Annotated in this window: 20 protein-coding genes; 9 read left to right on the top strand and 11 right to left on the bottom strand. The window is 59.8% G+C overall.

The genetic code is table 11. The annotated features are described in order from the left end of the window. The gene (locus HHL09_RS06875; RefSeq protein WP_169453831.1) at positions 1-420 is read left to right on the top strand and encodes a hypothetical protein; all 420 of its coding nucleotides are present in this window, start codon (positions 1-3) and stop codon (positions 418-420) included. Then, entirely contained in the window at positions 421-1,203 is a 783-nt protein-coding gene (locus tag HHL09_RS06870) for an SDR family NAD(P)-dependent oxidoreductase (RefSeq protein WP_169453830.1), read from the top strand. Between the two features lie 9 nt (positions 1,204-1,212). Here the strand turns inward: HHL09_RS06870 and HHL09_RS06865 are convergent, their stop codons facing one another. The 4 genes from HHL09_RS06865 to HHL09_RS06850 form a co-directional block, all read right to left on the bottom strand. Beyond that, positions 1,213-1,662, bottom strand: a complete 450-nt coding sequence (locus HHL09_RS06865) for a GNAT family N-acetyltransferase (protein WP_169453829.1) — start codon at positions 1,660-1,662, stop codon at positions 1,213-1,215. A gap of 91 nt (positions 1,663-1,753) precedes the next feature. Next, a complete protein-coding gene (locus HHL09_RS06860; protein ID WP_169453828.1) occupies positions 1,754-1,897 on the bottom strand; it encodes a hypothetical protein in 144 nt (47 codons plus the stop codon). 63 nt (positions 1,898-1,960) lie between these two features. After that, positions 1,961-2,542 carry an OsmC family protein gene (locus HHL09_RS06855; protein ID WP_169453827.1) on the bottom strand — a complete coding sequence of 194 codons (582 nt, stop codon included), beginning with the start codon at positions 2,540-2,542 and terminating at the stop codon, positions 1,961-1,963. Positions 2,543-2,694: 152 nt separating this feature from the next. Continuing rightward, positions 2,695-4,644, bottom strand: coding sequence for a sigma 54-interacting transcriptional regulator (locus HHL09_RS06850; RefSeq protein WP_169453826.1), 1,950 nt, complete (start codon positions 4,642-4,644; stop codon positions 2,695-2,697). 115 nt (positions 4,645-4,759) lie between these two features. On the opposite strand from HHL09_RS06850, the gene HHL09_RS06845 reads away from it, so the two are divergent. Both HHL09_RS06845 and HHL09_RS06840 read left to right on the top strand, forming a co-directional pair. Then, entirely contained in the window at positions 4,760-7,678 is a 2,919-nt protein-coding gene (locus tag HHL09_RS06845; protein WP_169453825.1) for a PVC-type heme-binding CxxCH protein, read from the top strand. A gap of 86 nt (positions 7,679-7,764) precedes the next feature. Further along, the gene (locus HHL09_RS06840) at positions 7,765-9,000 is read left to right on the top strand and encodes a hypothetical protein (protein WP_169453824.1); all 1,236 of its coding nucleotides are present in this window, start codon (positions 7,765-7,767) and stop codon (positions 8,998-9,000) included. Positions 9,001-9,098: 98 nt separating this feature from the next. Here the strand turns inward: HHL09_RS06840 and HHL09_RS06835 are convergent, their stop codons facing one another. The 7 genes from HHL09_RS06835 to HHL09_RS06805 form a co-directional block, all read right to left on the bottom strand. Next, positions 9,099-9,479: a hypothetical protein gene (locus tag HHL09_RS06835; RefSeq protein ID WP_169453823.1), complete on the bottom strand. Its 381-nt coding sequence runs from the start codon at positions 9,477-9,479 to the stop codon at positions 9,099-9,101. Between the two features lie 347 nt (positions 9,480-9,826). Further along, the gene (locus HHL09_RS06830) at positions 9,827-10,369 is read right to left on the bottom strand and encodes a metallophosphoesterase family protein (RefSeq protein ID WP_169453822.1); all 543 of its coding nucleotides are present in this window, start codon (positions 10,367-10,369) and stop codon (positions 9,827-9,829) included. Next, positions 10,370-11,371: an alpha/beta hydrolase gene (locus tag HHL09_RS06825; protein ID WP_169453821.1), complete on the bottom strand. Its 1,002-nt coding sequence runs from the start codon at positions 11,369-11,371 to the stop codon at positions 10,370-10,372. Positions 11,372-11,376: 5 nt separating this feature from the next. Then, positions 11,377-12,198, bottom strand: a complete 822-nt coding sequence (locus tag HHL09_RS06820; protein ID WP_169453820.1) for a PhzF family phenazine biosynthesis protein — start codon at positions 12,196-12,198, stop codon at positions 11,377-11,379. Positions 12,199-12,217: 19 nt separating this feature from the next. Beyond that, the gene (locus HHL09_RS06815) at positions 12,218-12,814 is read right to left on the bottom strand and encodes a hypothetical protein (RefSeq protein ID WP_169453819.1); all 597 of its coding nucleotides are present in this window, start codon (positions 12,812-12,814) and stop codon (positions 12,218-12,220) included. Between the two features lie 356 nt (positions 12,815-13,170). Next, positions 13,171-15,033 (bottom strand): M48 family metallopeptidase, encoded by a 1,863-nt coding sequence (locus HHL09_RS06810; RefSeq protein WP_169453818.1) that lies wholly within the window; start codon positions 15,031-15,033, stop codon positions 13,171-13,173. A gap of 99 nt (positions 15,034-15,132) precedes the next feature. Beyond that, a complete protein-coding gene (locus tag HHL09_RS06805; RefSeq protein WP_169453817.1) occupies positions 15,133-15,600 on the bottom strand; it encodes a hypothetical protein in 468 nt (155 codons plus the stop codon). A 151-nt stretch (positions 15,601-15,751) separates the two neighbouring features. Here HHL09_RS06805 and HHL09_RS06800 point away from each other — a divergent pair, with 151 nt between their 5' ends. The 5 genes from HHL09_RS06800 to HHL09_RS06780 all read left to right on the top strand — a co-directional run bounded on the left by HHL09_RS06800 (position 15,752) and on the right by HHL09_RS06780 (position 23,806). Next, complete coding sequence (locus HHL09_RS06800) at positions 15,752-18,301, top strand: histidine kinase (protein WP_169453816.1); 2,550 nt, start codon at positions 15,752-15,754, stop codon at positions 18,299-18,301. Beyond that, entirely contained in the window at positions 18,298-18,951 is a 654-nt protein-coding gene (locus HHL09_RS06795) for a response regulator (RefSeq protein ID WP_169453815.1), read from the top strand. The genes HHL09_RS06800 and HHL09_RS06795 overlap by 4 nt, the downstream gene beginning before the upstream one ends. Positions 18,952-19,109: 158 nt before the next feature. Further along, positions 19,110-19,571 (top strand): helix-turn-helix domain-containing protein, encoded by a 462-nt coding sequence (locus tag HHL09_RS06790; RefSeq protein ID WP_169453814.1) that lies wholly within the window; start codon positions 19,110-19,112, stop codon positions 19,569-19,571. A gap of 21 nt (positions 19,572-19,592) precedes the next feature. Beyond that, entirely contained in the window at positions 19,593-23,102 is a 3,510-nt protein-coding gene (locus HHL09_RS06785; RefSeq protein WP_169453813.1) for a hypothetical protein, read from the top strand. Positions 23,103-23,113: 11 nt separating this feature from the next. Beyond that, positions 23,114-23,806, top strand: coding sequence for a hypothetical protein (locus HHL09_RS06780; RefSeq protein ID WP_169453812.1), 693 nt, complete (start codon positions 23,114-23,116; stop codon positions 23,804-23,806). Positions 23,807-23,818: the final 12 nt, after the last annotated feature.

Genomic DNA, 23,818 nt, shown 5'->3' with positions numbered 1-23,818 from the left:
ATGCAAACGCCGGGACAGGAGCTCTGCGAGGAGTGCGGCGAAAAGCGTGGTAACTACTACGTTTGCCGTCCTGATGGCGGTCCATCGCGGAAGCTATGCAAGGAATGCTACGAGACTTCCCTTTCCGGGCCGGAGAGGGCCTTCATGCAGGCCATGCGGAAGGCGAGTTGCCGCTTTTGCGGTGGCACTGCGATGACCAGCGACAGCATGACCTCCATCTTGGAAGGGCCGGGCTCGGAGCCACGCTTCTTCTGCTCATCCTGTGCCAATGAGTATCATCAGCGCATGCTGCCACGGCTAGGTGAGGTGGAGACGAAGTTGGATGGAATGCCTCTCGAGGTGCAGATGGAGAGCCTCAGCGACCTGATGGCAGAGATGGATCTCCACATGAAGCGCTGGGTGCAACAACGCGATAATTGAATGAACCTGTTTGATCTTACCGGAAAGACGGCCTTGGTGACCGGCGCGAGCCGTGGCCTTGGGAAGGGCTTTGCCTTGGCTCTCGCCAGGGCAGGTGCAGATGTCGTGGTGACGAGTCGCACGCTGTCGTCGCTTGATTCGACAGTCGCCGAGATCGAGGTGATGGGGCGAAAGGCCTGGCCTGTTGTTCTCGATGTGCGCGAGAAGGAGAGCATTGAAGCTGCTGCGGAAGCCGCGTGGGCTGCTGCGGGGAAGCTTGATATCCTCGTGAATAACGCCGGCTGCAATGTCCGAAAGCCTGCGCTGGAGGTGACGTGGGAAGATTGGAACCTGATTCTCGATACCAATCTCCGCGGTGTCTTCTTCACTGCCCAGGCTATCGCCCGCCGGATGGTGGAACGAGGCTACGGCCGCATCATCAACATCGGGTCGGTGACCTGTGTGAACGGCTATGCAGGCCTTGCTCCGTATGGCGCGAGCCGCGGAGGCGTGAAGCAACTGACCATGAGCCTTGCTGATGATTGGGGAAAGCACGGGGTTACCGTGAATTGCCTCGCTCCCGGGTGGTTCAAGACCGCGCAGAACGCGGTGATGTACGAGGATGCGGGATGGGTCGATTACTTGACCGACCGCATCCCTCTCAAGCGCCCGGGAGCGCCTGGTGACTTGGATGGCACCTTGGTTTTTCTCGCATCCGATGCGAGCGCCTACATGACCGGGCAGACGCTGCTGGTGGATGGAGGAATCTCCGTTGGAGCGGTGAAGGCAGTGCCCAGAAAGTGAGCCGCGGGCTCAGGCGAGATCCCTCGTCCAATACCAGACGGTTCCATCCGTGGGGTGATCATACTCACCCTGCAGGGTGAAGCCGAGCTTCTCGCAGATCTTGGCAGAGGCGTTTCGTGCCGGTTCGGTGTGGGCGATGACGCGTGAGACCTGGTCCCGATGGCTCTGGGCGATGCGGATCAACTCTGTCGCCATCTGCGTGCCATAGCCGCGGTGTTCGTAGGGTGGGAAGGTGAACCATGCGAGTTCCACCTCACCGTTTTCATTCGGCGGGGTTTTGAAGGCGCAGATTCCGACCACCACTTCGGCCTTGGTGACGCCGAGGTAACCGGACCACGGGTGGGGATTACCCATCGCCAAGGTTGCCTCGATCGCCTGCATCAAATACTGCGAGATGGTCTCATAGTTCGTGCAGTCGAACTCCAGGTCGGCGGAAACAGGGAGATAGTTGAGGCTCATTTGAGAATGACTATCTATCCCCGAGCCCGGAGGTTTTGCCAAGGTTCATTCTGGCCATCCCCGCGAAGTTCCCATGGGTGTGTGAGTTAGCTCACGGGTGCCCGGCCAGGTCCGGGGTGGGGAAAGCGTGGCTCCCGTCTCCGCGGGCCACGAGAGTCAGGAGCAGAAGGACCGTCAGGATGACGAGTAGGGTCTCCGCGGAGATGCCAGTCCACCGGTGGAGTTTGGATTTCATGAGAGGAAGGAGGATGGGAGGGCCGGCGTGTTCGTCTCCGGACACGCCGGCGGATCTGGAAAATCAAGCAGCGTGCTTTTCGGCGAGGGAGCCGATCACAAGCTGCGATTGGAGGGGGATGGCGTTGGCGATGTTGAAGTAGTTCGGAGAGGTGGCCATGACCTTGCGATGGATCTCCTCAAACTGCTCCGTAGTTCCACTGCCCTTGAGATGGACCGTATAGCGCAGACCATCGTAGCCGGGCTTCACCGTGGGATCGAGTCCGAGGAAGCCGCGAAGGTCGATGTCGCCTTCGGTTTCGATCACCAGTTCGTCGATCGTGATCCCTTGCAGCGAGCATAGGGCGGTATAGCCCACGATCATGCAGGCATTCAGTGCTGCGAGCAGATACTCCTGCGGATTCGCGTATTGGTTGGCTCCGCAGAGTTCGAGCGGTTCGTCGATGGAGATGGTGAAGTTCCTCGCGATGCGTTGTCCGGCGAGGTGGTATTCACTCACCTTCGCATCCGAACGGGTGCCGCCTTTCCAGTGTGAGGAAACGAGCCATTTGGTCTGGCCTTGGGATGCATCGTTCGCGATCGCTTGGGCCGCATTGCCGAGGGCTTCGGTATCGATGCCGTTGATGTGCTTGCTGTTCGTCTTCATGGTGTTTCTTGGTTTGGTCCGCGGGTTGGAAGTGCGGAGGCGAATCACCATTTGCTTGGCTTGTGCCAAACGTGAGCGAAGGTGTAACTTATTCGGTTTGAGTGGAACAGGCTGTTTTGATGGGAAGGCCTCCCATCGCGAGATTTCGCGTCTCACGAAATCCCGCGGGCCGGGCTCACGGGATTTCGAGACTCTTGCTGACGTTCAACGCCCAGTGCTTTCATCCGGGACGTGAAGGTCGAAGGTGGGATGTTGAGCAGAGCAGCAGCACCCTTGGGACCGGATACTTTTCCGCTGGCGACATCCAGCGCGCGCTGGAGATTGCTGCGCTCGATTTCTTCGATCTCAGAAGCTGTTAGAACCCGGTTTTCATCTTTCGTTTCATCCCTGCGCGGTGCCTCCACGCAACATTGCCCGGGCAGTGCCTTTACAAGATCGGGATGCGTTCCAGGCGCGAGGATGATAGCGCGTTCGATCACATTCTGAAGCTCGCGAATGTTGCCGGGCCAAGGGTATGCAGCAAGACGCCGAAGCTCTTCCGGGTGCAATGCCTCCGACTTGCATCCCATCCTGCGTGAGAAGCGTTCTTGGAAGGCGGCTGCGAGCAGGGGGAGATCCTGAGTGCGTTCCCGCAAGGCCGGAACCGCGAGCGGAAAGACATTGAGACGATAGTAGAGATCTTCCCGGAAACTGCCCTCTGCCACCATCTTGGCAAGGTCGCGGTTGGTCGCGGCCACCACGCGAACGTCCACCTTGCGGGTCTTCACGCTTCCCAGCGATTCGAACTCCCCTTCCTGCAAGACGCGCAAGAGCTTCGCCTGAAGATCGAGCGGTAGTTCGCCGACTTCATCGAGAAAAATAGTCCCGCCATCGGCCAGTGCGAAACGGCCTTCACGCTTTGCCACCGCTCCGGTGAAGGCTCCCTTCTCATGTCCGAAAAACTCGCTTTCCATCAGAGAGCCCGGAATTGCCGCGCAATTCACCCGCACCATCGGCTTGTCCTTGCGATGGCTGGAGGTGTGAACCGCACGCGCTACAAGTTCCTTGCCCGTTCCCGTCTCCCCGTGAATCAGCACGGTCGCATCGGTGGTAGCCACTTGCTGGATCGCGGCTTTCAGCGAGAGCATGGGAGGGCTATTGCCGAGCAATTCGTCGACACCGGTCTCATCGGCCAGGGCCTTGCGGAGGTATTCTGTCTCCGAGGAAAGCCGCGCGATGTGTTGCTCCGCCTCGATCCTCTCATCGATATTGCGCAAGATCAGCGTAAAGAAGCGGGTGCGCCGGCATTCGAAGGAAGAAAGCGTGGCTTCCGCTGGAAAGCGGCTCTGATCGGCGCGGATCACGGTGAGCCGTGAGGGAATCCATACCTGGCGCTCAGGCCCGCCGGGCTGGCGAATGCACTCCGTAAGCAGCTTCGCGCTGTCGCCGGCGAGGAACCACTTCGCCTCTTGCCCGATCATCTGCTCGGGTTGATAGCCGAACAAACGCTGCACTGCCGGATTCACCCGGACGATTCTCAGCGAGTCGTCGAGTACCACGATTCCATCCATCGCACCCTGTAGGAGAGAAGAGAGTTCCTCTTCCCGTGCCCGTACTTCCTGTTCGATGCGCAAGCGACGGCATTCAGCCGAGGCCCTGGCGGCGAAGATCTCGAAGAGAGAAATCAGACGCATCTCCTTTCTCAAGGGTTTCGAATCGAGCACCGCGAGGTGCCCCATGATCCGGCCGTCTGAATCGAACAGTGGCACACCCAGATAGCTCACCGCATTCAACGTCTGTAGATCGGTGTCATCGGGATAAAGTTCGACGACGCGATCTGGATAATGGACGAGCCGCTTTTCCACGAGGACTGCTTCACAGGGTGTGCCGGGCACATCGTGCTCGAAGTGTTCCAAGAAGCTGCCATTGAGCCAGAAGGCGAGAGCCCGGAGCCGATTGTTGTCTGGCAAGTATTCGGTGACCCAGGCACCGCTGGTTCCCATCACCGAGGCGAGATTGCGGACAAGGGCGCGGAAGAACCCCGGCCCGGTTTCGGACACGGTTCCTTCGATTACCAGGCGCAGAGCGTCGGTATCGCCAGGGGAGGTAGGGGCGACCGTCATGCGATCACGGTGAGAATCCGCAAAAATTAGAGCAATCCGACTTTAGTCCTAGCTTCTCTGTGACAGCACGATTGGGAGCTTGAAAGTCGCTCCACTCTATTGCGGTATTTTTCAAATGCGTTTCATAGCAACCGTTGCGTCGTTCCTCCTCCCGAATGTCATTGTTGCCCAATCGGAAATGGTGAAGGGCGCTCCTCTCGCGGAAGCGGCCTCGCGGATGAAGGTGCCGCCCGGCTTCGCGGTCGATCTCGTGGCGGGCGAACCGGATGTCGTCCAACCGATCGCGATGTGCTTCGACGCCCGTGGGCGGATCTGGGTCGCAGAAGGGATGACCTACCCGAAGCGTGCTCCGGAAGGGGAAGGGAAGGACCGGATCCTCATTTTCGAGGATGGCGACGGGGATGGCAGTTTTGAAACCAAGAAGGTCTTCGCCGAAGGGCTTAACCTTGTAAGCGGCATCGAAACCGGCTTCGGCGGTCTCTATGTGGGGGCGGCGCCTTATTTCATGTTCCTTGCCGACAAGGACGGCGACGACAAGGCGGATGGCGAACCGAAGATCCTCCTCGATGGATGGGGATATCACGACACGCATGAAACCCTGAATTCCTTCATCTGGGGACCGGATGGCTGGCTTTACGGCTGCCACGGTGTCTTCACCCATTCGCGGGTCGGCAAGCCAGGCACACCGGACAAGGAGCGCATCCCGATCAATGCCGGGATCTGGCGATTCCACCCGGGCACCGAGAAGTTCGAGGTCTTCGCGCACGGAACTTCGAATCCGTGGGGGCTTGATTTCAACGACCGCGGCGAGGCTTTCGTGGAGGCCTGCGTGATTCCTCACCTCTGGCACATCATCCCCGGCGGCTACTACCAGCGCCAGGCGGGTTCGCACTTCAATCCGCACATTTATGATCCCATCGAAACCATCGCGGATCACCGGCACTGGACCGGCGATATCAGCGAGCATGCCCACTGGGGACATGAGAATGCGATTTCGAAAGCAGTTTCCGATGCCGGGGGCGGTCATGCCCATTGCGGTTTCGCCATTTGTCTGAGCGATTCCTTTCCCAAGGAGTTCCGGGATAGCGCGATCTTCTTCAATATCCATGGTCACCGTCTCAACCGTGACGTGCTGGAGCAGAAGGGTTCGGGCTGGGTAGGCAAACATGCCCCCGACCTGATGCTGTCCATGGACGAATGGTTCCTCGGTGTGGCAATCGAGCCCGGGCCCGATGGTGCGCTCTACTTCACCGATTGGCACGACGAGACAAGCTGCCACCGCCCTGATCCGGAGCGTTGGGACCGTGGCAACGGCCGTATGTTCCGCCTGCGTCACGGCGACCAGAAGCCATGGAAAGGGGATCTTACTCTCTTCGCTGACATCGAGCTCGCTCGCCTGCAGGTGACCCGTGATGAATGGGCATTGAGAACGGGACGGAGGATCCTGCAAGAGCGGGTGAACTCCGGTCACAAGCTGGACGACGAAGCGCGGCAGTTCCTTGAGGACACTCTGCTCGGGCATTCCGATGAGACGCGCCGGCTACGTGCCTTGTGGTGCCTAGCCTCCTGCGGGATTCCGATAGATCGTTCTCTTTTCACGGATCGAAGCGAGTGGGTCCGGGCATGGGCGGTTCGTCTTGCGGCGCAGGGCAGCATTGCTGCGGATGCGACCGCATGGATGGATGCGGCCGCCACCGAGAAGTCACCGGTGGTGCTGCTTTCGCTCTGCTCGGCCCTGCAGAAGCTTCCCGCCGATCTCACGATCGAGATGGCGGCACGACTCGCACCGAAGATGATTGCGGATGATCCGAACCTGACACGCATGTTCTGGTTCGGTTTTGAATCCTTGGTTTCCCGATTCGACAAACGCGCAATCGAGATTGCCCTGTCTTGCCCGGATAGCCGCCTGGTGAATTGGACGGTGCGCCGTCTGGATTCGCCCGATGCGGCGATCCGCGCGCTGGTGAGTGCCGCGGACAAGCGGGCGCTTGTCCTCGACGCCATTGCCACACGCTTGGAATCGAAGCCGGACGAGCGGCTTTCGGAGGAACAGCAGGCGGTGATTGAGAAACTGAAAGCAGGCAGCGATGCCGCTCTTCGATCCAAGGCCGAGGCCTTGCTCGCCCGCTCCGGAGATCGAGAAGCCGTGCTGAAGCTCTGGTCGAAGCTTGAGGATCGGAAAGCGATGACGGCGGAACGGCTCGAGGCCCTGAAATTGCTGACGCCTTCGTTGGAAAAAGGCGACACCAAGCGTCTGGCCGGCCTGATGGATGATCCGGCCTTGCGCTTGCCGGTGCTGCTGGCGCGGCCTGCCCTGCTGGATGACCCTGCGACCGATGATCGCGTGGCGGGCTTTTCTCCCGACGAGAAGCTTGCCGTCAGCCGCTTGGCCGCGCGTGAGGGAAGGGCCAAGAGGGTGATGCAGTGGCTGGATGCCAAGAAACTCTATGTGAAGGACGTGCCCGCGGATGCGGTGGCACGTCTCCGCGAGGTGAAGGATGAAGCCATGCAGGCAGCGGTGGTGAAGATCTGGGGAGAGCAGACCGCGGATCAAGCGGCCCGACGTGCTCTGGCGAGCGAGTGGAAATCCAAACTAACCGCCGACGTGCTGGCAAAGGGTGATGCCGCAAAAGGCCGTGCCATCTTTGATCGGACCTGTGCCGCCTGCCACAAACTTTTCGGCGAAGGTGCTGACATCGGCCCGGAACTCACCGGTGGCGAGCGCGGAAGCCTCGATCACTGGCTGGACAACGTTCTCGATCCGAACGCTCTGATCGGCCAAGGCTACGAACTTCACATGATTGAGAAGAACGACGGTTCGACCGTGACCGGAATGTTGGCTTCCGAGAACGATAGCGAGCTCGTCCTGCGCATGGTGGGGATCGAAACGAAGGTTTTGAAGAAAGACATCAAGACCAACAAGCCGCTCGGACTTTCCATGATGCCGGAGGGACTGCTTTCGGGGCTCTCTGACGAAGAAGTTCGGGATCTCGTAGTTTATCTAATGGCTCCTGCCCAAGTGAAGAAGCCCTAAGACGCGATCTGGTTTGCCAGCGGTGATGCCCTGTGTGAGGTTTGGCTCGTTGCCCCCTTACGATCTCACCGCTGCCCCTCCCTCGTGTGGCCAGATCGCTTGCCTGTGCTTTGTTATTGCTGCCTGTCGCAGGTTCGTGCCTGACGATTGACCTGCGGTATGATCTCGATGCATCCGGGTTTTTCAACCGGCCGGGAGCCAAGGAGGCTCTGCGGAGAGTTGCCGATTTCTACGAGGATCTGATTGTCGACCAACTCGGCGCAATCAACCCCTCGCAATATCCCGGCGCGACTTGGACACCAACTTATGCAGACCCTATAAGCGGGTTGGCGGTTCCGGTTCCTGGCAAGACGAACATGATCGTGCCGGCGAACACCCTGATCATCTTCGTGGGCAGTGCCGTCTTGCCTCCTGGCACTGCCGCACAGGCAGGCCCCGGTGGTTTCACCGGGCTCTCGGCGGAGGGCCTGAACAGCGGACATCCGTGGGGAAACCAAGTCTACAACCGCGGCCAGGCAGGGGCGATCCGCCTTGTGAAATCGGGAGGAACTGTGATTCCTACTGCGAATCCGACTGACTTCGCGCCGTGGGGTGGCGCTCTTTTCTTCAATTCCTCCCAAGCGAACTGGAATTTTTCCACGACCAGTGCGACGGGAACCGCCGGCCCGGATGCGGTGTCAGTGGCGCTCCATGAGTTGGCGCACATCCTGGGAATCGGAGCATTCCTGCCGCAGAACAGCTGGACCACGCTTTCCGTGACGGGTGTCTGTACCGGACCTCTAAGCGCCCAATCCTTCGGAGCCCAAGTCCTCACCGATGGTTCGCACCTGTTTCCGATCGGCGTGAACAGCCGGGCTCTCGGGATCTTTGGCCGCACGCATGGCGCCTCTCTGGCACCCTTGATGGTGACGAATCTTCCCCACTCGAATAACTTTTATGTGCCCACGGATCTCGATCTTTCGATCCTTCAGGACATGGGGTGGGAGATCGAGCCTCCCACTCCCGTGCTCCAAGTGCAGATGAATGCGGGTCCACGACTCCGCATTCCCTCAACGACGGGATTCAACTACCAGATTTATCGTAGCACGAACCTCTCCGTGTGGTCGAGTCCGCTTCCTCTGCCATTGCCGGGCGACGGAAGCCGCCTCACCTGGATCGAACCGCAAAGCGCGAGTGCTGCCTTTTACCGAGTGGCGAGACAGAAGGTGCAAGCAAGCGTGCGTCCCGCTCTCCCGTCGTTGGAGAGCAATGCGGCGGACGATGGTGGAAAGATCGCAGCGCCGGATCTTGTTCCGACGAGCTGTCGATGTGGTGGCCATTGAAAGGGGCCTTCAGAAACGAAACGCACCCGGCTCAGGTGGGTTTTTCGCCCCCGTGCCTTCCATCATTCGGAAGGCACGGGGGCGACAGCCGGGATCGATCAGATCCTGAATTGCCACATGGTCTCGGTCTCACGATCGCGCCATGCGGGGCGACGGGAGATCGGATCCTGCAGTGTGCGGACGACCTTGCGGCCACCGGCGAAGACGAAGCTTTCGCTTTCGATCTCCACCACCTCGAGACCCATGTAGTAGGTATCGCGGAGGGTGGCGACGGCTTCGGCACCGAAGGCCTTGGCCAGGTGTTCACGCAGCAGGGCGGCTTCCTTGCGACCGAGGAAGAGGAATGCCGGCGTTTCGCCGAGCACGCACTTCGATCGGATCAGTCCGGAGATGGCCTCGGTATTCCAAGTGCCATCAAGCTCCAGTTCGGCAGCGATGCTGACGCTATCCGGGAGCGGGGTGTGTTGCGGTGTATTCATGTTTCGGGTGGGAGTGTTAGCCCGCCTCGGGGCGGAGCAAACTACGTGCCTGAGCCCCTCGTTTATCAAAAAGGGGCTGACGATCCGGGTGAAAGGATCGTCAGGAAAGGCCGTATGTCCGCGGCCTAAAAGCGGGTATTTTGCCCCGAAAAAAAGTCCGGCTTGGCCACGAAATTGACACCGATGGCCTTGTTTTGGCGCTGCTTTTTGATGAAATGGTAAGCTTCGGGCGCTGGTTCTTTCGGAAGGAAGCGCAGTGCAGAAAAAATTCCGCCCTGCCGGGAAAATCACTTCTTCGATGGAGCTGGAGACCTTCAGCAATCGCAGTCGTCCTCGCATCCCGGCCCTTAGGCCAGCTGGATCAGGGCCTCCCCAAAAACTCCGATGACCTGCGTTTCCCCAATCTGGCTGATCTGGTTCAGATGCTGGTGGCCGTGGAGAAAATACCGTGGCTTCTGCTTTTCCAAGTAATCCAGAAACCCGTCGAAGCCTTGGTGGACCTCGCCATCCCGCTCGTGGATGCCGCGTGGAGAATTGTGGGCCACGAAAACATCCACGCGCGGAAAGGACCGCAACATCCGCGAGACCTCGTGCTGTTCGAAGAGATGGTGTCCGCGCGGCTTATAGCGCCAACTGCCATTGAAGCCGCCGAAGCTCAACCCGGAGAAATGCTCGACCGTGTAGTGAAGGGAGGTGATGTGCCGTGCAAAGGGAGCATCGGTATCGTGGTTTCCCCTCACAGCAAAGGTGCGGCGCGGCTTATAGCTGGCCACCGCCTTGTCGATCGAGGCGTCCCAGAGATCCCCGAGGGAAATGAGAAGATCGACAGGGTCGGATTCGAGATTGCCCACGAGTCCGTCATCATCGGCGATGGCGATTGCTCTGAGCACTTAGTTTTCCGGCTTGGCGGTTTTCAATTTGTCCGGGTAGCCCTCCCACAGCCATTCGAGGGCACCGGGAAGGGTCTGGCGGGTGACGCGTCCGTCGGTGTGGCCGGCGGCTTCGGAATAGACGTAGCGATATTGGTAGCCCTTCTTTCTGAGTGCTGCGGCCATCCGCTGGTTGGCCATCACCCAATTGTGAAACGAAGCTTCATCGAGCTTGGAGCCATTGTCGTTTTCGCTGACCTGAAGCCAGATGCGGATCGGCTTGGGCTGCGCCTTCGGGATCAAGGTATCATGGTATTCCCAAGCACCGTGCGGAGTCTTCGGGTCTTCCGGCCATTGCTGATTCACGTAGGTGCCGGAATAGCTGAGCACGCGGTGATAGAGATCCGGACGGAACCACGCCATCGTAAAGGCGGCGGCGGCGCCTGAGCTTCCTCCCATCGTGGCCCGGCCATCGGGGTCGCCGGTGAACTTCAATCCGTAGTCTTTCTCAATCCGTGGCAGGACCTCTTTCTCGATGAATTCGGCGTAGGTGCCGGAAACGGTGTCGTACTCGAGTCCACGCTGGCTTCCCTGGGCATCCCCGCCACCGGAGTCGATCATGATTGCGGCCATGGCCGGAACACGCTTCTCATGGATCAGCGTGTCGAGCGCCTTGGGCAGGACGCTCATGTAGCCGAGACCGTCCTGAGCGACGATGAAGGGAGCGGGCTTATCCTTCTGCAATTGCTTCGGCATGTAGACCGCGACCTTTCGCTCGTAGGGAACCGTGCCCTTCTGTCGTTTCGCAATGCCCTTGTAGATTTGGCTATCCCCGGACTTCATCGTGAATTCGTGGATCTCGCCACGTGGCACATCGTCCTTCACCGATAGTTCCGGAGCATCGGCGTAGTTCGGGCCGATGATGAATTCGACATTGTCTTCGGTCCTCGCGGGCGAGGCTTCTCCGGCGTGGAGGACTGCGGTGCTGGAAGCGATCAGAGTAAGAAGAAGCGCTTTCTTCATCTTGTTCAATCGGTGTTGTTGCTGCCGAGGAGGGGCTTGTTTGCGACCGCCAGATGGATGGTTCCGGAGAGGTAGGTCTTCGCCCGTCCGGCAAGCGTTACCCGGTCACCGCGGAGGAAGCAGGTGAGCTCACCGCCGCGCGCGGAAATCTGGAGGGCCGCGAGTTCGGTGCGGCCGATCTGCTCCGCCCAATACGGCACGAGCGTGCAGTGAGCGGAACCGGTGACGGGATCCTCATTGACCCCTACGGCAGGGCCGAAGAAGCGCGAAACGAAATCGCATTCTTCGCCCGGAGCAGTGGCGATGATTCCTCGAGCATCCAGGCGCTTCAACTCGGCGAAGTCCGGCTGCAGGTTCCGCACCTCTTCTTCGGTTTCGTAGATCGCAAGGAAGTCCTGCGCCTTTGCAGTGAGAAGAGGAGCTTTCCCCAATCCTTTCACCAGCGCCGCCGGTGCATCGCAGGCGACGGCGGGCCAACTGGGTAGCTCGAGGGATAGGACATCTCCCCGACGGAGAACCCTCAGGATTCCCGAGCGAGTATGAAACTGGATCTCATCGCCGCTGTAGTTCTGGTGACGGAAGAGGACATGGGCCGCCGCCAAGGTGGCATGACCGCAGAGATCCACTTCCACTACGGGAGTAAACCAGCGCAGATCCACGTGATCTTGCCGGACGATGACGAAAGCCGTTTCCGATTGGTTGTTCTCCGTGGCGATGGACTGCAGGGTTGCGTCCGGAAGCCACTCTTCCAGCAGGCAGACGCCGGCTGGATTGCCCGCGAAAAGGCGGCTGGAGAAAGCGTCGACTTGATAATAGGGAAGGTCCACGTGTGCAGAGGTGATTGATCTAAGGAAGTCCCACGTAGCCCTTGCTTGCTAGGAAGTTGATCACGTCGGTCAGGGCATCCGCCACATTGGTGGAGCCGTCCTCGTAAATGAGATTCATCATGGGCTTGTCGATCTTGAACGTCGCCTTGTCGTGGCGTGCGGAGTAGGGGAAGGTTGCCGAGTTGTAGGAATGGAACTCGTAGGTGAGCACCGGAGTGTGGAAATCGATGGAGACCCCGTTGTAGGTGCCGGGCTTGACCTTGCCGAGCAATGAGCCGGTGCCGTTCACCTGCTCCTTTAGGTCGTTGGTGCGCAGGCTGAACATCTGCTTGTTTCCGTTCGCGAGAGTGAAGGTCGCGACGCTGCTGTTCTCGACGAAGAACACCTTGTCCGCCTGGTTCACGACGAGCAGTCGTTCCTGGCCTTCGCTGCGGCTTTGGATGTAGTAGGCGAAGGTGGAGAATGTGCCTTTGTTTTCTTCCGAACCATCAAGGGTCTGGAACTGCGACTTGATGGTCCCTTTAAAGACCTGGACACTGGTGTTGGTCGGCGCGCCGGCGAGAGCGGCCAAGGAGCTTGAGCCGAGAACGAGAAGGGCGAAGAAGCCTGTTTTCATGGCGAGAGGAGTACGTGGATGGCCCGCCATCTAGCGGACTACCCTGATAGAAGAATGCCCGGTCGATCCCCGCAAGATGGATGTTTGTATTGATTGGGGCCCTGCGTGCTCCATCGCGCGACGGCGGGGACCTCTGCCGCTTCGGCCCTGTTACACCTGTTAAAATCAGAAAAATTAACAGGGTTCCCCGGATGGAACGCCGCCTAGCAGTTGATCCGCGAACGGAGTTTGATAGGACATTGACCCGTGGGCACTACGCATGCTGCCGCCAAGCTTGGGATCTGACGGGGCAACTTTCTACTGTCACCAAGGCCGGAATGCCGACGACGCGGTGGCGGGGTGGGAATGGATCCGTTTTATTTGCCGTGGGAGACCTGCAGGGCGGATCCATCCATCTTGACGATGGTCGCGACGACCTTGGCATTGTCCGGGGTTTTCCGGATTGCGAGGACATGGGCATCGATGGACACGTCCTCCACCACCTCTTGGAGGATCTTCATCCCGGTCTCCTGAGAGACGCGCGGATCCATGTCGAGGACGAGAAAATAAGACCGCCACTCCGGATATTCGACCACGTGCTTTTGTACCAGCCAAGCGGCTCTGATTTCGTGGTGTTGCCCGACGAGGCCGACAAACTCGGCCATTTCTTCTTCTGAAAGCTTAGGCAGCAGAAAGCGGTCGGTGGCGCTGATTTCCGATCGTTCGTGCATGGCCCGATCCACTTGGGCCTCGCGGGATTGGGCGCGTCTTCTGAGGCCTGGAATCTCCCCGGCCCGGCCAAGGCGGTCGTAGAGGCCCGCCATCGCGCCCAAAGCATTGTGGAGGAGCCCCGGACGGACCGTCGCTTTTTCGAGGTGAGGGATTGCGGCAAGATCGTCTTTCTCCGCGAGATAAACGCCGCGTGCATAGTTCGCGGTGACGTGATCGGGGTGATCGGCCAGGAAGTGGACAATCTCTTCCTGGATCTTCCTCGGGCCGAAGAGGCGGGCTCTCACCGCAATTTCGCTCCAACGTCCATCGGGAGTTCCGGGGAAGGGGGCTTCCAGCCTTTTTATCAGTTTTAGTTTCTCGCGATGGGTTTCTTGCCAATGGGTGCCGATGCCCATGTGCCATTCCTTGCTGAAGTGATCGCGTGCCGATTTGATCAATGCTGGCTCAAGGAAGGCGTCCGAGGCGCGGGAAGCAGGAAGCGGCGGCACGGCATCGGGCTGGATGCTGACGCCGAGAGCGGAGAGGCGATCTTTTAGTCCGGGATGGGTGTCAGCCGTATTGGTCTTCATGGCCAGTGCACCGGTGAGCCAGCGGGTGGCGAGCGGCGCGTCAGGCATGGTCCCGAGGAAGGCGTGCATCCGGTGGAACACATCGTGGGGAGGCGAGGAGCTGGTCGAAGTTTCGGCTCCGATTTCGTCCCAGAAACCATCATCCAAGCGACGGGAATCGACAACCAGCCGCTGCAAGGCCATCGCGGAGGATTGGGGGGAAGTCACCTTGGCTGCAAAGGCATCCGCCTGATATTCCTGGCTGCGCGAAAGGACAAAGGCGCTGGCATTGAAGCGTGGCCAGAACCAGTTGATGAAGGCGAGTACCGGCTTGGGGGCACCGTGTTGTGCCAGGGATGCCATGACCCGGAGCCATGAGGCGCGGAGACGGTAGAGCCATGTGCCAAGGCGTCCGTGCTGGTGGGAAAGGTGGGCGAATTCGTGGGCGAGGACGGACTTGAACTCTTCCGGCGCCATGGAGTCCATCAATGGTACGCCGAGGAGCAGATAGGTTTTATACCATCCGAAAACCCCGAGACGTGGATTCTGAACCACTGCGGCATTCATGTCGCCGGTGAGCAAGACGGTATCGAAGTTCACGCCGCCGGCTTCCTTGGAGATGCTGTCGATGAGGCTGAAGAGGGCGGGTGATTCCCCGCGCTTCACTTCCACGCCCACAGGAGCGCTAAGCTTGACCCAGAGGCCGCGGAAGACGGACCAGGTGAGAATGGCGGCAGGAATGCCGAGCAAGGCTCCGATTTTGATCGATAGGAGGTTGGGCGAAAAGATGACCCAGGCGATCATCAGCAATGCAATGGCTGCGCCGGCGATGAGAAAGAAGGCCAAGCCCGCATATCCCAAGATCGCCAGGAACGCCGCCCGGCGCGCGAGTGCGGGGTGCTTGCCTTGATAGCGGGCCTCGAGCGAGGCCACCATTGCGTCGAATTGGTCATCCGTCATGCTGCGGCTTCCGAATAGTTCGAGGAGCCGGAGATGTCAGTCTTAATCCCGTGAAATGATAACTCGGAGAGGGCGGTTCCGGCTCATCTCGGGACTTGCCTAGTTTCCCATCAGGGCGCGCGGGATGGTCTTCGATTTCTTCTTCAGGGCGCGAATGACCTTCGGTGCTGCAAGAACGAAAAGCCGGACGCAATCTTCGCTGTCACGGGACCACTGGAGATCGATCTCGCTGCGCACGCCACTGACCTTTACCGGGATCAAGGCGTTCCGGGTTTTATCGGGCTCCTGCTCCACGATCCGGTCGAGCAAGCTGCGGAGCTGCTTGTCTTCAAAACCGGAATCGACGTTCTCAAGAATGCAGCCGAAGACAAAAGGAAGATACTCGGTCTGGGTTCGAATCTCGATGCCACGCCGCGGGGTGTACGCCAGCTCCAGCTCATCCAGAATTTCGTCCGAGCTGGATAGGCTTGCGCGATCGTACCGTTTTTCCAAGGCGCGGGCGAGGAACCACCCGAAAACAAGCCCGCAGCACACAATGCCGGGCAGGATGAGGTAGGCGTACTGCATTCAAGTCTCGGATTCCGGTCATCTCGGGGGGAGTGGCGGTTTCGGGAGTCGCTAATTATGACCAAGCAGGAGGCCTTGATGTTCAAAGTTCGCGACCGCCGTTTCGGCGCGTGCTTGCAATGGCGGCGCGGCCCGTTTCTTTTGACAAAAGATGCGACGTGGATTCCCAAGGAAGTGGCTGGTGATGCTTTTTGCAGCTATCGGGATTCCCGCCCACGGAGCTCCTGCATTCCTGCCGTACACCGCGGATGAGCAAACGCTTCACCTCTGGCATCTCGATGAAGCGGGACCGCCCTTCAAGGATGATGGGGTGAGCCCGACACCGCTTCTCGGACTAATCAACGGGGCGCAGGCGAGCCAAGCGCCCTTTCCCGGGTTCGGCGCCGCGGTGGCCTTCAATCACGATCAGCAGAACGAGGGAAGCGGTGTCCGGAGGCCCTATGGACCGATCCTGCTCGCCAAGCCTTCGCTGGACTATGGCCCGAAGGACAATGTCGATGCTCCCTTCCCGATCACCGGCAGCGACGGGGCCTTCACGATCGAGGCGCTGATCAAACTTGATTTCCTGCCGGAAGATTCTCCCGGGCTGGCACTGGACATCGTGAGCATGGACGATGACGACCAGAAGAACCGGGTCTTCATTTTCCGGATCGAGAAGCCCGGCTTCCTGAGCTTCCTGCCGATTTCCGGGGATGCGGTGCGAGGGGGCGGTCTCGCTACGATTCCCACCAGTGGCACTCATGCGATCCGGACGGGCGAGTGGTATCACGTGGCGGTGGCGTACGACGGCCGCGAAACGGCGGTCAACAATCTCAAGCTCTACTGGACGCGCCTGAGTGCGGGAAACGAGACCGCGAACCTGATCGGCCAAGGAACGCTGACCGCGGATCTCAGCCGGAACCTTGGCGACTTCGCGATCGGGAACTCCGGGAAGTTCAGTTCGATCTACGGGCCGTGGGAGTTCTTTCCTGGATCGATCGACGAAGTCCGGATCAGCGGGATTGCTCGGAAGCCTTACGATTTCTGCTTCGTTAGCGAGGACGCAAAGTATCGGGCGGAGGAGATCACGAAGAGGACACCGCCGAAGAAGCCGAAGCTGGAAATGATGCTTCAGCAAGTGCTGGTGGGGGAGGTGCCGGTTCCTATTCCCGATGGCGGGGCGCCACTGGTGCTCGGCGCGGGGAATCACCGGCTTGATTTCGATTTCGGCTTTCTCAGCGGGGTGACGGCGGATCCCCTGGCGGTGCGCTGCCGTCTCGAAGGATTGGATGACGAATGGTATCCCTCCGCCCGTGGCATGACGATGGAGTGGGAGATGCTGGATGCCTCCGGTGCGCTGCTCGCCCGCCGTGTCTTCCCGGTGACAGGATCGAGCCAGGGCTGGGAGATCGATGCGATCAATTCGCCAATGGTGCGGCGCACGGAGCCACTCTTCGTGCCGGAGATGACGCGGAAGCTGCGGGTGTCGATTTCCTCGGGAACTCCGGACACCACTGGAACTTGGGTGATCGACAAATTCTCTCTGGCTCGCTCCAGCGATCCCACGACCAACCTTTGGACGAACGGGGATTTCAGCTACGGGGAACGCATCAACCAGATTGGCGGGATTCCCGCGGGCTGGGAGCGGCGCGGGACGGAGCCAGCCATCGCGCGGGTGATGCAGCTGATTGGAAACAGTGCCTTGGGCTTGCTGGATGCAGAGCAGGATCACTCGGCGATGTGGACCTCGGTAAGCGATCTCGATGTCCGTCCGGCGCGGGGAGGGGAGACCTTTCTGCTCGGTTGGTCGGAGGCCTATAACGTCATCCCGGGGGCTTTGCTACGAGCGACCTACATGAACGTGCCTTCGGGGCAATACACCTTTCGTGCGATCGCGATCGGGACGGAGGCGGATCCGGGAACCACGCAATTTTCCTTCCCGATCATCATCCAGCAGCCGTTTTACAAGCACGGGTGGTTCATGCCGGTGGCGGTCTCCGCGGGAGTGCTGATGGTCGGGCTCATGTTCTTCGCTGCCTATCGGCGGCGCACGCGGCACCGGCTCGCGGCGGTGCGGCTGCAGCATGCGCTGGAGCGAGACCGTGCCCGGATCGCCCGGGACATGCACGACGACTTGGGGACCCGTGTCACGGTGCTGAATCTGGCGGCATCTTTTGTCCGGCGGGCGATCGAGGGCGATCCGGAGCGGGCAAGGCAGCAGGTGCTACGGCTGGAAACTGCCGCGCGGGATCTGGTGACCGCGATGGATGGCTTGGTGTGGGCGGTGAATCCTTCCAATGACACGCTGGATCACCTCGCGGTGCACCTCGCTGCGGTGGCGCAGGAGATTTTCCGGGATAGCCACGCGAAATTGCGGATCGATATTCCGCAGGATCTGCCGGCCCTGCCGATCATGTCCGACTTCCGGCATCATTTCGCGCTGGGGGTGAAGGAGGCTCTTCACAACGTGCTGAAGCATGCGGGTCCCTGCGAGGTGAGCTTCAGCCTGCGCATGGTGGATGACATGCTTTTGGCGGAGGTTGTGGATACCGGCCGCGGCTTCGATACGATGGCTCCGCAGGAAGGAAACGGCCTGCATAATCTGGCGGCACGCTTCGAGGAACTGGGCGGGTCTTGTGTCATCGCTTCGGTGCCCGGGAAGGGAACGCGCGCGGTCTTCCGTTGCCAGTTGCCGAAAGTTGCGGCATTGCCAAGAACATGAGTTTCGAGAAGCGCACGATTGCCATCATTGAGGACGACTCCGCCCTGCGTGAGACATTTCGCGAAGCGGTCTCCAGTTCCGACCGCTGGCAGGTCACCGGTTGCTACGGACGCGCGGAGTCCGCGATTCCCGCGATCCAGAAAGAGCCGCCGGATGTTTGCATCGTGGATATCCAGCTTCCGGGGCTCTCCGGCATCCAACTGCTGCGAAAGCTGAAGCCGCTCTGCCCGAAGACGCAGTTCCTAATGGTGACGGTGTTCGAGGATGCCGACCGCGTTTTCGAGGCCTTGGCGGCCGGGGCATCCGGCTACGTGCTGAAGCGGGACATCGATGCAAAGCTTCTGGAATCGCTGGAAGACGTGGTGGCGGGGGGGTCTCCGATGTCGAGCGGCATCGCGCGGAAAGTGGTGCAGCATTTCCAAATTCCAGTGGCTGAGCCGGATGAGGACTACCATCTGACCCAGCGGGAGAAGGAGACGCTGGATCTTTTGGCGAAGGGTTACCTCTACAAGGAGATCGCCCACGAGCTGGGGGTGCGGATGGAAACGGTGAGCTTCCACCTCGGTAATATCTACCGGAAGCTTCATGTGCGCACCCGAACTGAGGCGGTGCTGAAATACATGAAGCGTGAGCCTGAAGGGTCGCCATGACACCGGAATCCCGGGAAATCTATCATTCTTGGGATTTGGGTAAATTGCTGATTTTTAGTTATTTGCGGGATACCTATAGTAATACCTAGGTATTCAAAAACATCAGTTTGGGATATGGACAGATGATCCGCCGGATTTATCCGCGCGGGTCAAAACCCATGAAACTCCAAATAACCCAATCGGATGCTTTCACGGACGACCAAGAGGGCACCGGGATGGAATACGTCCCCGCTGTGGTATCCGTGCAGCAGTTTTCCTTCGACGGGATCGAGTGCGATTTCCCGCCGGGGATCTCGAAGGCGATCAAGACGATCCGTGAGGACTACTCCCGGCCGCATACCATCTCTTCGCTGGCGAGAGAGTGCGGGATGTCGGTGAGATCCCTGCATCGTCTCTATCGTTCGGCGAGGGGAACGACGGTTGGGAAGGACCTGTTGGCGAGGCGAATCGAAGCCGCGGCGGAAATGCTGAAGGAGGATGACCTGAAGCTGGAGCCCGTGGCGATGGAGACCGGCCTGCGCAATGCGAAGAATCTCTGCCGCCTTTTCAAAGAGCACCTGGGCCTGACGCCAGGGCAATGGAAAGAAAACTTTCACGGCAGCTGCGTGCGCAGTGCCTGAACCCGGACCTCTTCTGATGCAATGAAGAATCCGAAGGATGCTTTTTCCCCCTCTCTTCCGGACCGGGCACCCGGGGATGGAATGAATGCCGCGCGTTTGGGTTTTTCGCGCGTCGTTCGTCCCTCCCCGGGTAACGTCCCGGGCTTTGCCTTGATCATCACGCTGTCGCTTTGCGTGCTGATGACGCTGCTCGCGATCGGCCTGTTGAGCTTGTCGTCGATTTCGCTTCGCAGCGGCAGCCGCGGTGAATACGCGGCGCAGGCGAAGGCGAATGCACGGATGTCGCTGATGCTGGCGATCGGTGAACTCCAGAAGCAAGCGGGAACCGACACCCGCGTGACCGCGAAGGCGGATATTCTAGATGAACAGAACCCGCCGGTGGTGGGAGTGTGGAAGAGCTGGGAGGGTACGGATCACGACTCCCAGGGCCGGCCCGTTTCGCCGGGCAACTATGCGGCGAGAAAGCAGGACCGCTTCCTCGCGTGGCTGGTCTCAACGGGCAAGGACGAGATCCCGGATACCGGGAAGGGCAGGGACAAGGTGGCCTTGCTCGGGCCTGGTAGTGTCGGTGAAGGTCCAAACCGGGAGAAGCTGCAGGTCCACCTCGATCCCACGGAGATCAACGATCCGGCGAACAATGGTGCCTTTGCCTGGTGGATCTCCGGTGAGAACCAAAAGGCGAGGATGCCGAAGCCTTATGAGCCGACGGAAAACAACGCGGCGCGCTGGTCGGTGATGGCGAAGAGCCACTCCACGGCAAACCCCGAGATCTTCCGCATGGAGGAACTTTTCGATGATGCGGCTCCCGCGCAAAAGGCGGTGACCCATCTGCTGAGCGACTTCGTGGGCAAGGAGGACACCCTGAGGGTTTCCCAGGAATTCTACCATGATCTCTCGGTCTCCTCCGTGGGTCTGCTGACCAACACGGCGACCGGCGGGTGGAGAAAAGATCTCTCCATCCTGACGGAGAACTGGACCTCCGTGCCGAGCTCGAACCTGCCCCTCTTCCGCGGTACCCCGCAGAAGGACATCATGTTCACCAAGCCGACCTCCTCGAATCCGACCTCAGGGAAGTCGATGATTTACCCATGGTCTTCCTATCGCGGAACCACGGAGATTCCGATCTATCGTCACGGTCCGGTGAGCAGCTGGGAAAATCTCAAGGACTACGCCACCGCTTACAAGCGGATCTCCGCAAGCCCATCGGGTGCAAACAGGATCGCGACGTCTGCGGTGTCGATCTACGATACCGGCAATACCTTCAACTTCCTTCACAAGGTCCGGATCCTGCCAGTAGTGGCCCGGGTGCAGTGGGTATTTTCACACACCGCGGCGGCGGCCGCGACTCCGGCCGGGAATGTAGAGCCGCGTCTGCTGGTGACCCCGGTGATCACGATGTGGAATCCGTACAGCGTGCAGATCAGCACGAGCTCGACGCTGTCTTTCACGATCCCGAAGCCGCTTCCGGTGGCGCTTCACTATACGGTCAACGGAACCGCGACGCCGACCTACACCAGCCTCACGACGGGAGGCGTCAACAACCAGCCGGCGATGTCCACCGCGGACACGCTGCGGTATGAGATTCCTTCGACCTTCGTGCTGAAGCCAGGTGAAACCCGTGTTTTCAGCCCGCAGAGCACGACGCCGGTATCGGCAGCGACGTCCCTGCCGCTTGCCCAAGGTTATCGGGCGAAGGGCGGCCATTTCTTCCAAGTGCTGGGTGTGGGAGGCAAGGCGATGTCGGTGAGCCCTTCGTCCCTGGTCAAGGCGGACGCGAAATTCGACACGATCTACACCGATATCAGCCAGGGTGTGGGAATCTTCATGGACATGTTTGCCTCCGGGGGGACACAGCACCTCCTCGCGTATCGCATGACCTATACGCCGGCGGTGGCGAATGAGATCTACAAGCCGCTCACGGACCTTTCCGAGGTGAGCCTGAGCAACGCGATCAACAATCCTGTGCCTTTCCTGTCGACGGTCTTTGGCGCCCGGATGGCCAGTAAGACCCACATCCCGGCGAAGGGCTTTGTCCAATCGAGCCCGCTGGTGAATTACACGGCGATGGGATCGAAGGATCTGGTGGAAACCACGATCGCGCGTCACTACGGCGGCACCTCCCATCCGGTGAATTCGCCTTTCGACTACAGCTTCATCAAGCTCACGCCGAACGATAGCAATCTGCCCAATGCGAGCGATACCTCGGGGCGCGGCTATATTGTGACGGGATTCAACAAGGCGGACGGGCTTTCCCGCTGCGTGATCGCGGAGATCCCGGTGCGCCCCTTGCAGTCGATCTGCGAACTGCAGAACTGGGACCTGCGCTATGAGAATCCGATCCCGCCCTTTGCCTTCAACCTCATCGGCAATAGTGACGCGAGCCCGCTGCTGCCGTCCAATGCGGTGGTGAATAGCGCCGATGCGGGCTTGGCGGTCAATCTCCAGCATGATGACAGCTATTGCGCGAACCACATTCTCTTCGATGACTGGTTCTTCTCATCCATCGCTCCCGATCCGGACACCTACGGTACGGCCGGTCGCAACATGCAGGCTACCTACACTGACTTCGTGAGCGGAAAGACTCCGCTCGGGAATCGTGCCTACCAACCGATCGGGGAAGATATCGGCATGGCCCAGGATGCATCGAATGCCACGAAGCTGTATAACGACTACGTGCGCGCCACGAATTCGTGGAAGACGATTGCCTCGCGCCTGGAAGTGGAGGGCATGTTCAACGTCAATTCGACGTCGGTCACTGCATGGCGTGCGCTGCTTGGTCATGCCCGGAACCAGAAGGTACCCTATATTCAGGAATCCGGGGCGTCCTGGAGTGTGGACGTTTCCGGAGATCTCGATCACCCGGTCTCGCGCTTCACCATCGCGGGTGATGTGGAGGCGAAGTCGCAAGGATCTTCGGGGTCCTTCCCGGAAGCCGCCGAGTTCGCGGGCTATCGGGTGCTTGATGACAAGGTCATCGATGCATTGGCCGAGGAGATCGTGAACCAAGTCCGGATCCGCGGGCCCTTCCTTTCCTTGTCGGAATTCATCAATCGCCAGCTTTCTTCCGGTGAGCTTGCCTTGGCGGGAGCGGTGCAGGCCGCTTTGAACCAACTTGCGAAGCGTGGTTCCACGAATCTCTATTCCTCGATCGAGTTCCTCTCGAACAATGCGTCGTCCATGCCGCCGCGTGCCGGCGAGGCAGAGTACAAGTTCCCGGCTGCTGCCGAAGGGGAGAGCGCCTACGGCCTGCCTGGCTGGACGCGACAGGCCGACGTGCTGCGTCCGATCGCGCCGATCCTGTCTGCCCGTGACGACACCTTCACGATCCGTGCCCATGGGGACGCCCGGGACAAGGACGGGAAGGTCGTGAGCCGCGCGACTTGTGAGGCGGTGGTGCGCCGGACGAGGGCGTATGTGGATTCGCGGGAAGCCCCTGATCTTGCAAACCCAGTGGCTCAACCGGTGAACAAGGCGTTCGGACGCCGTTTCGAAATTGTAAGCTTCCGCTGGCTCAGTCCCTCGGAAATATGACAGTCTGCATCATGCGTTTCCTCTTTTTTCTATTTGTCGCCTTTCCGTTGTCTGTTCTCGCCCAGGAAAAGTCCGGCCGTACTTGCCGGCTGCTTTTCCTTGGCGCCTCTGAATCGGATCCGAAGACGCTCCAACTTCATGATGGGACCAAGAGCCAGGAGGTAGAGTTGCCACGGCTGAATTTCTCGAAGTTCTACCCGCTGCCAAGCGGTGCGCTGACCCTTCGTTTGCTGTCGGCGCCGCTGGCCGAAGGGCAAGCACCGCCTTCGACCGCGCCTGCCGCCCCTGTTGCGGAAACCGTTGGTGATATCTATCTGCTTGTCAGCCCGGATCCGGCGAACAAGACGGTGCCGGTGCGAATGCAGGTTATCGATGCCTCCGCGGACCGCTTCAAGCCGGGGCAAATGATGTGGTACAATCTCACCGCGAATGACGTGGGCGGGAAGGTGGGCAAGCAGCAGCTGGTTTTGAAAGCGCGCTCCCGTATCATCACCGATGCTCCTGCCAGCGGTAATGAAGATTACAACGTGAATCTCTCCTACCGCATCGCGGGCAAAGACGCGCCGTATCCGCTCTGCGAGACCCGCTGGTCTCATGATCCCGGCATCCGCACCGTCCTTTTTGTCGTGAATGAACCCGGCAGTCGCGCGCCACGCGTGATGGGATTTCCGGATCAACCCGCGAATTCCGGAAAGAATCCATAAGCTTACTGCCGT

The sequence above is a fragment of the Luteolibacter luteus genome, assembly GCF_012913485.1.
GTDB lineage: Bacteria > Verrucomicrobiota > Verrucomicrobiia > Verrucomicrobiales > Akkermansiaceae > Haloferula > Haloferula lutea.
Note: the sequence above shows the minus strand (reverse complement) of the source record. Positions and strands in the feature narration are given on the sequence as shown.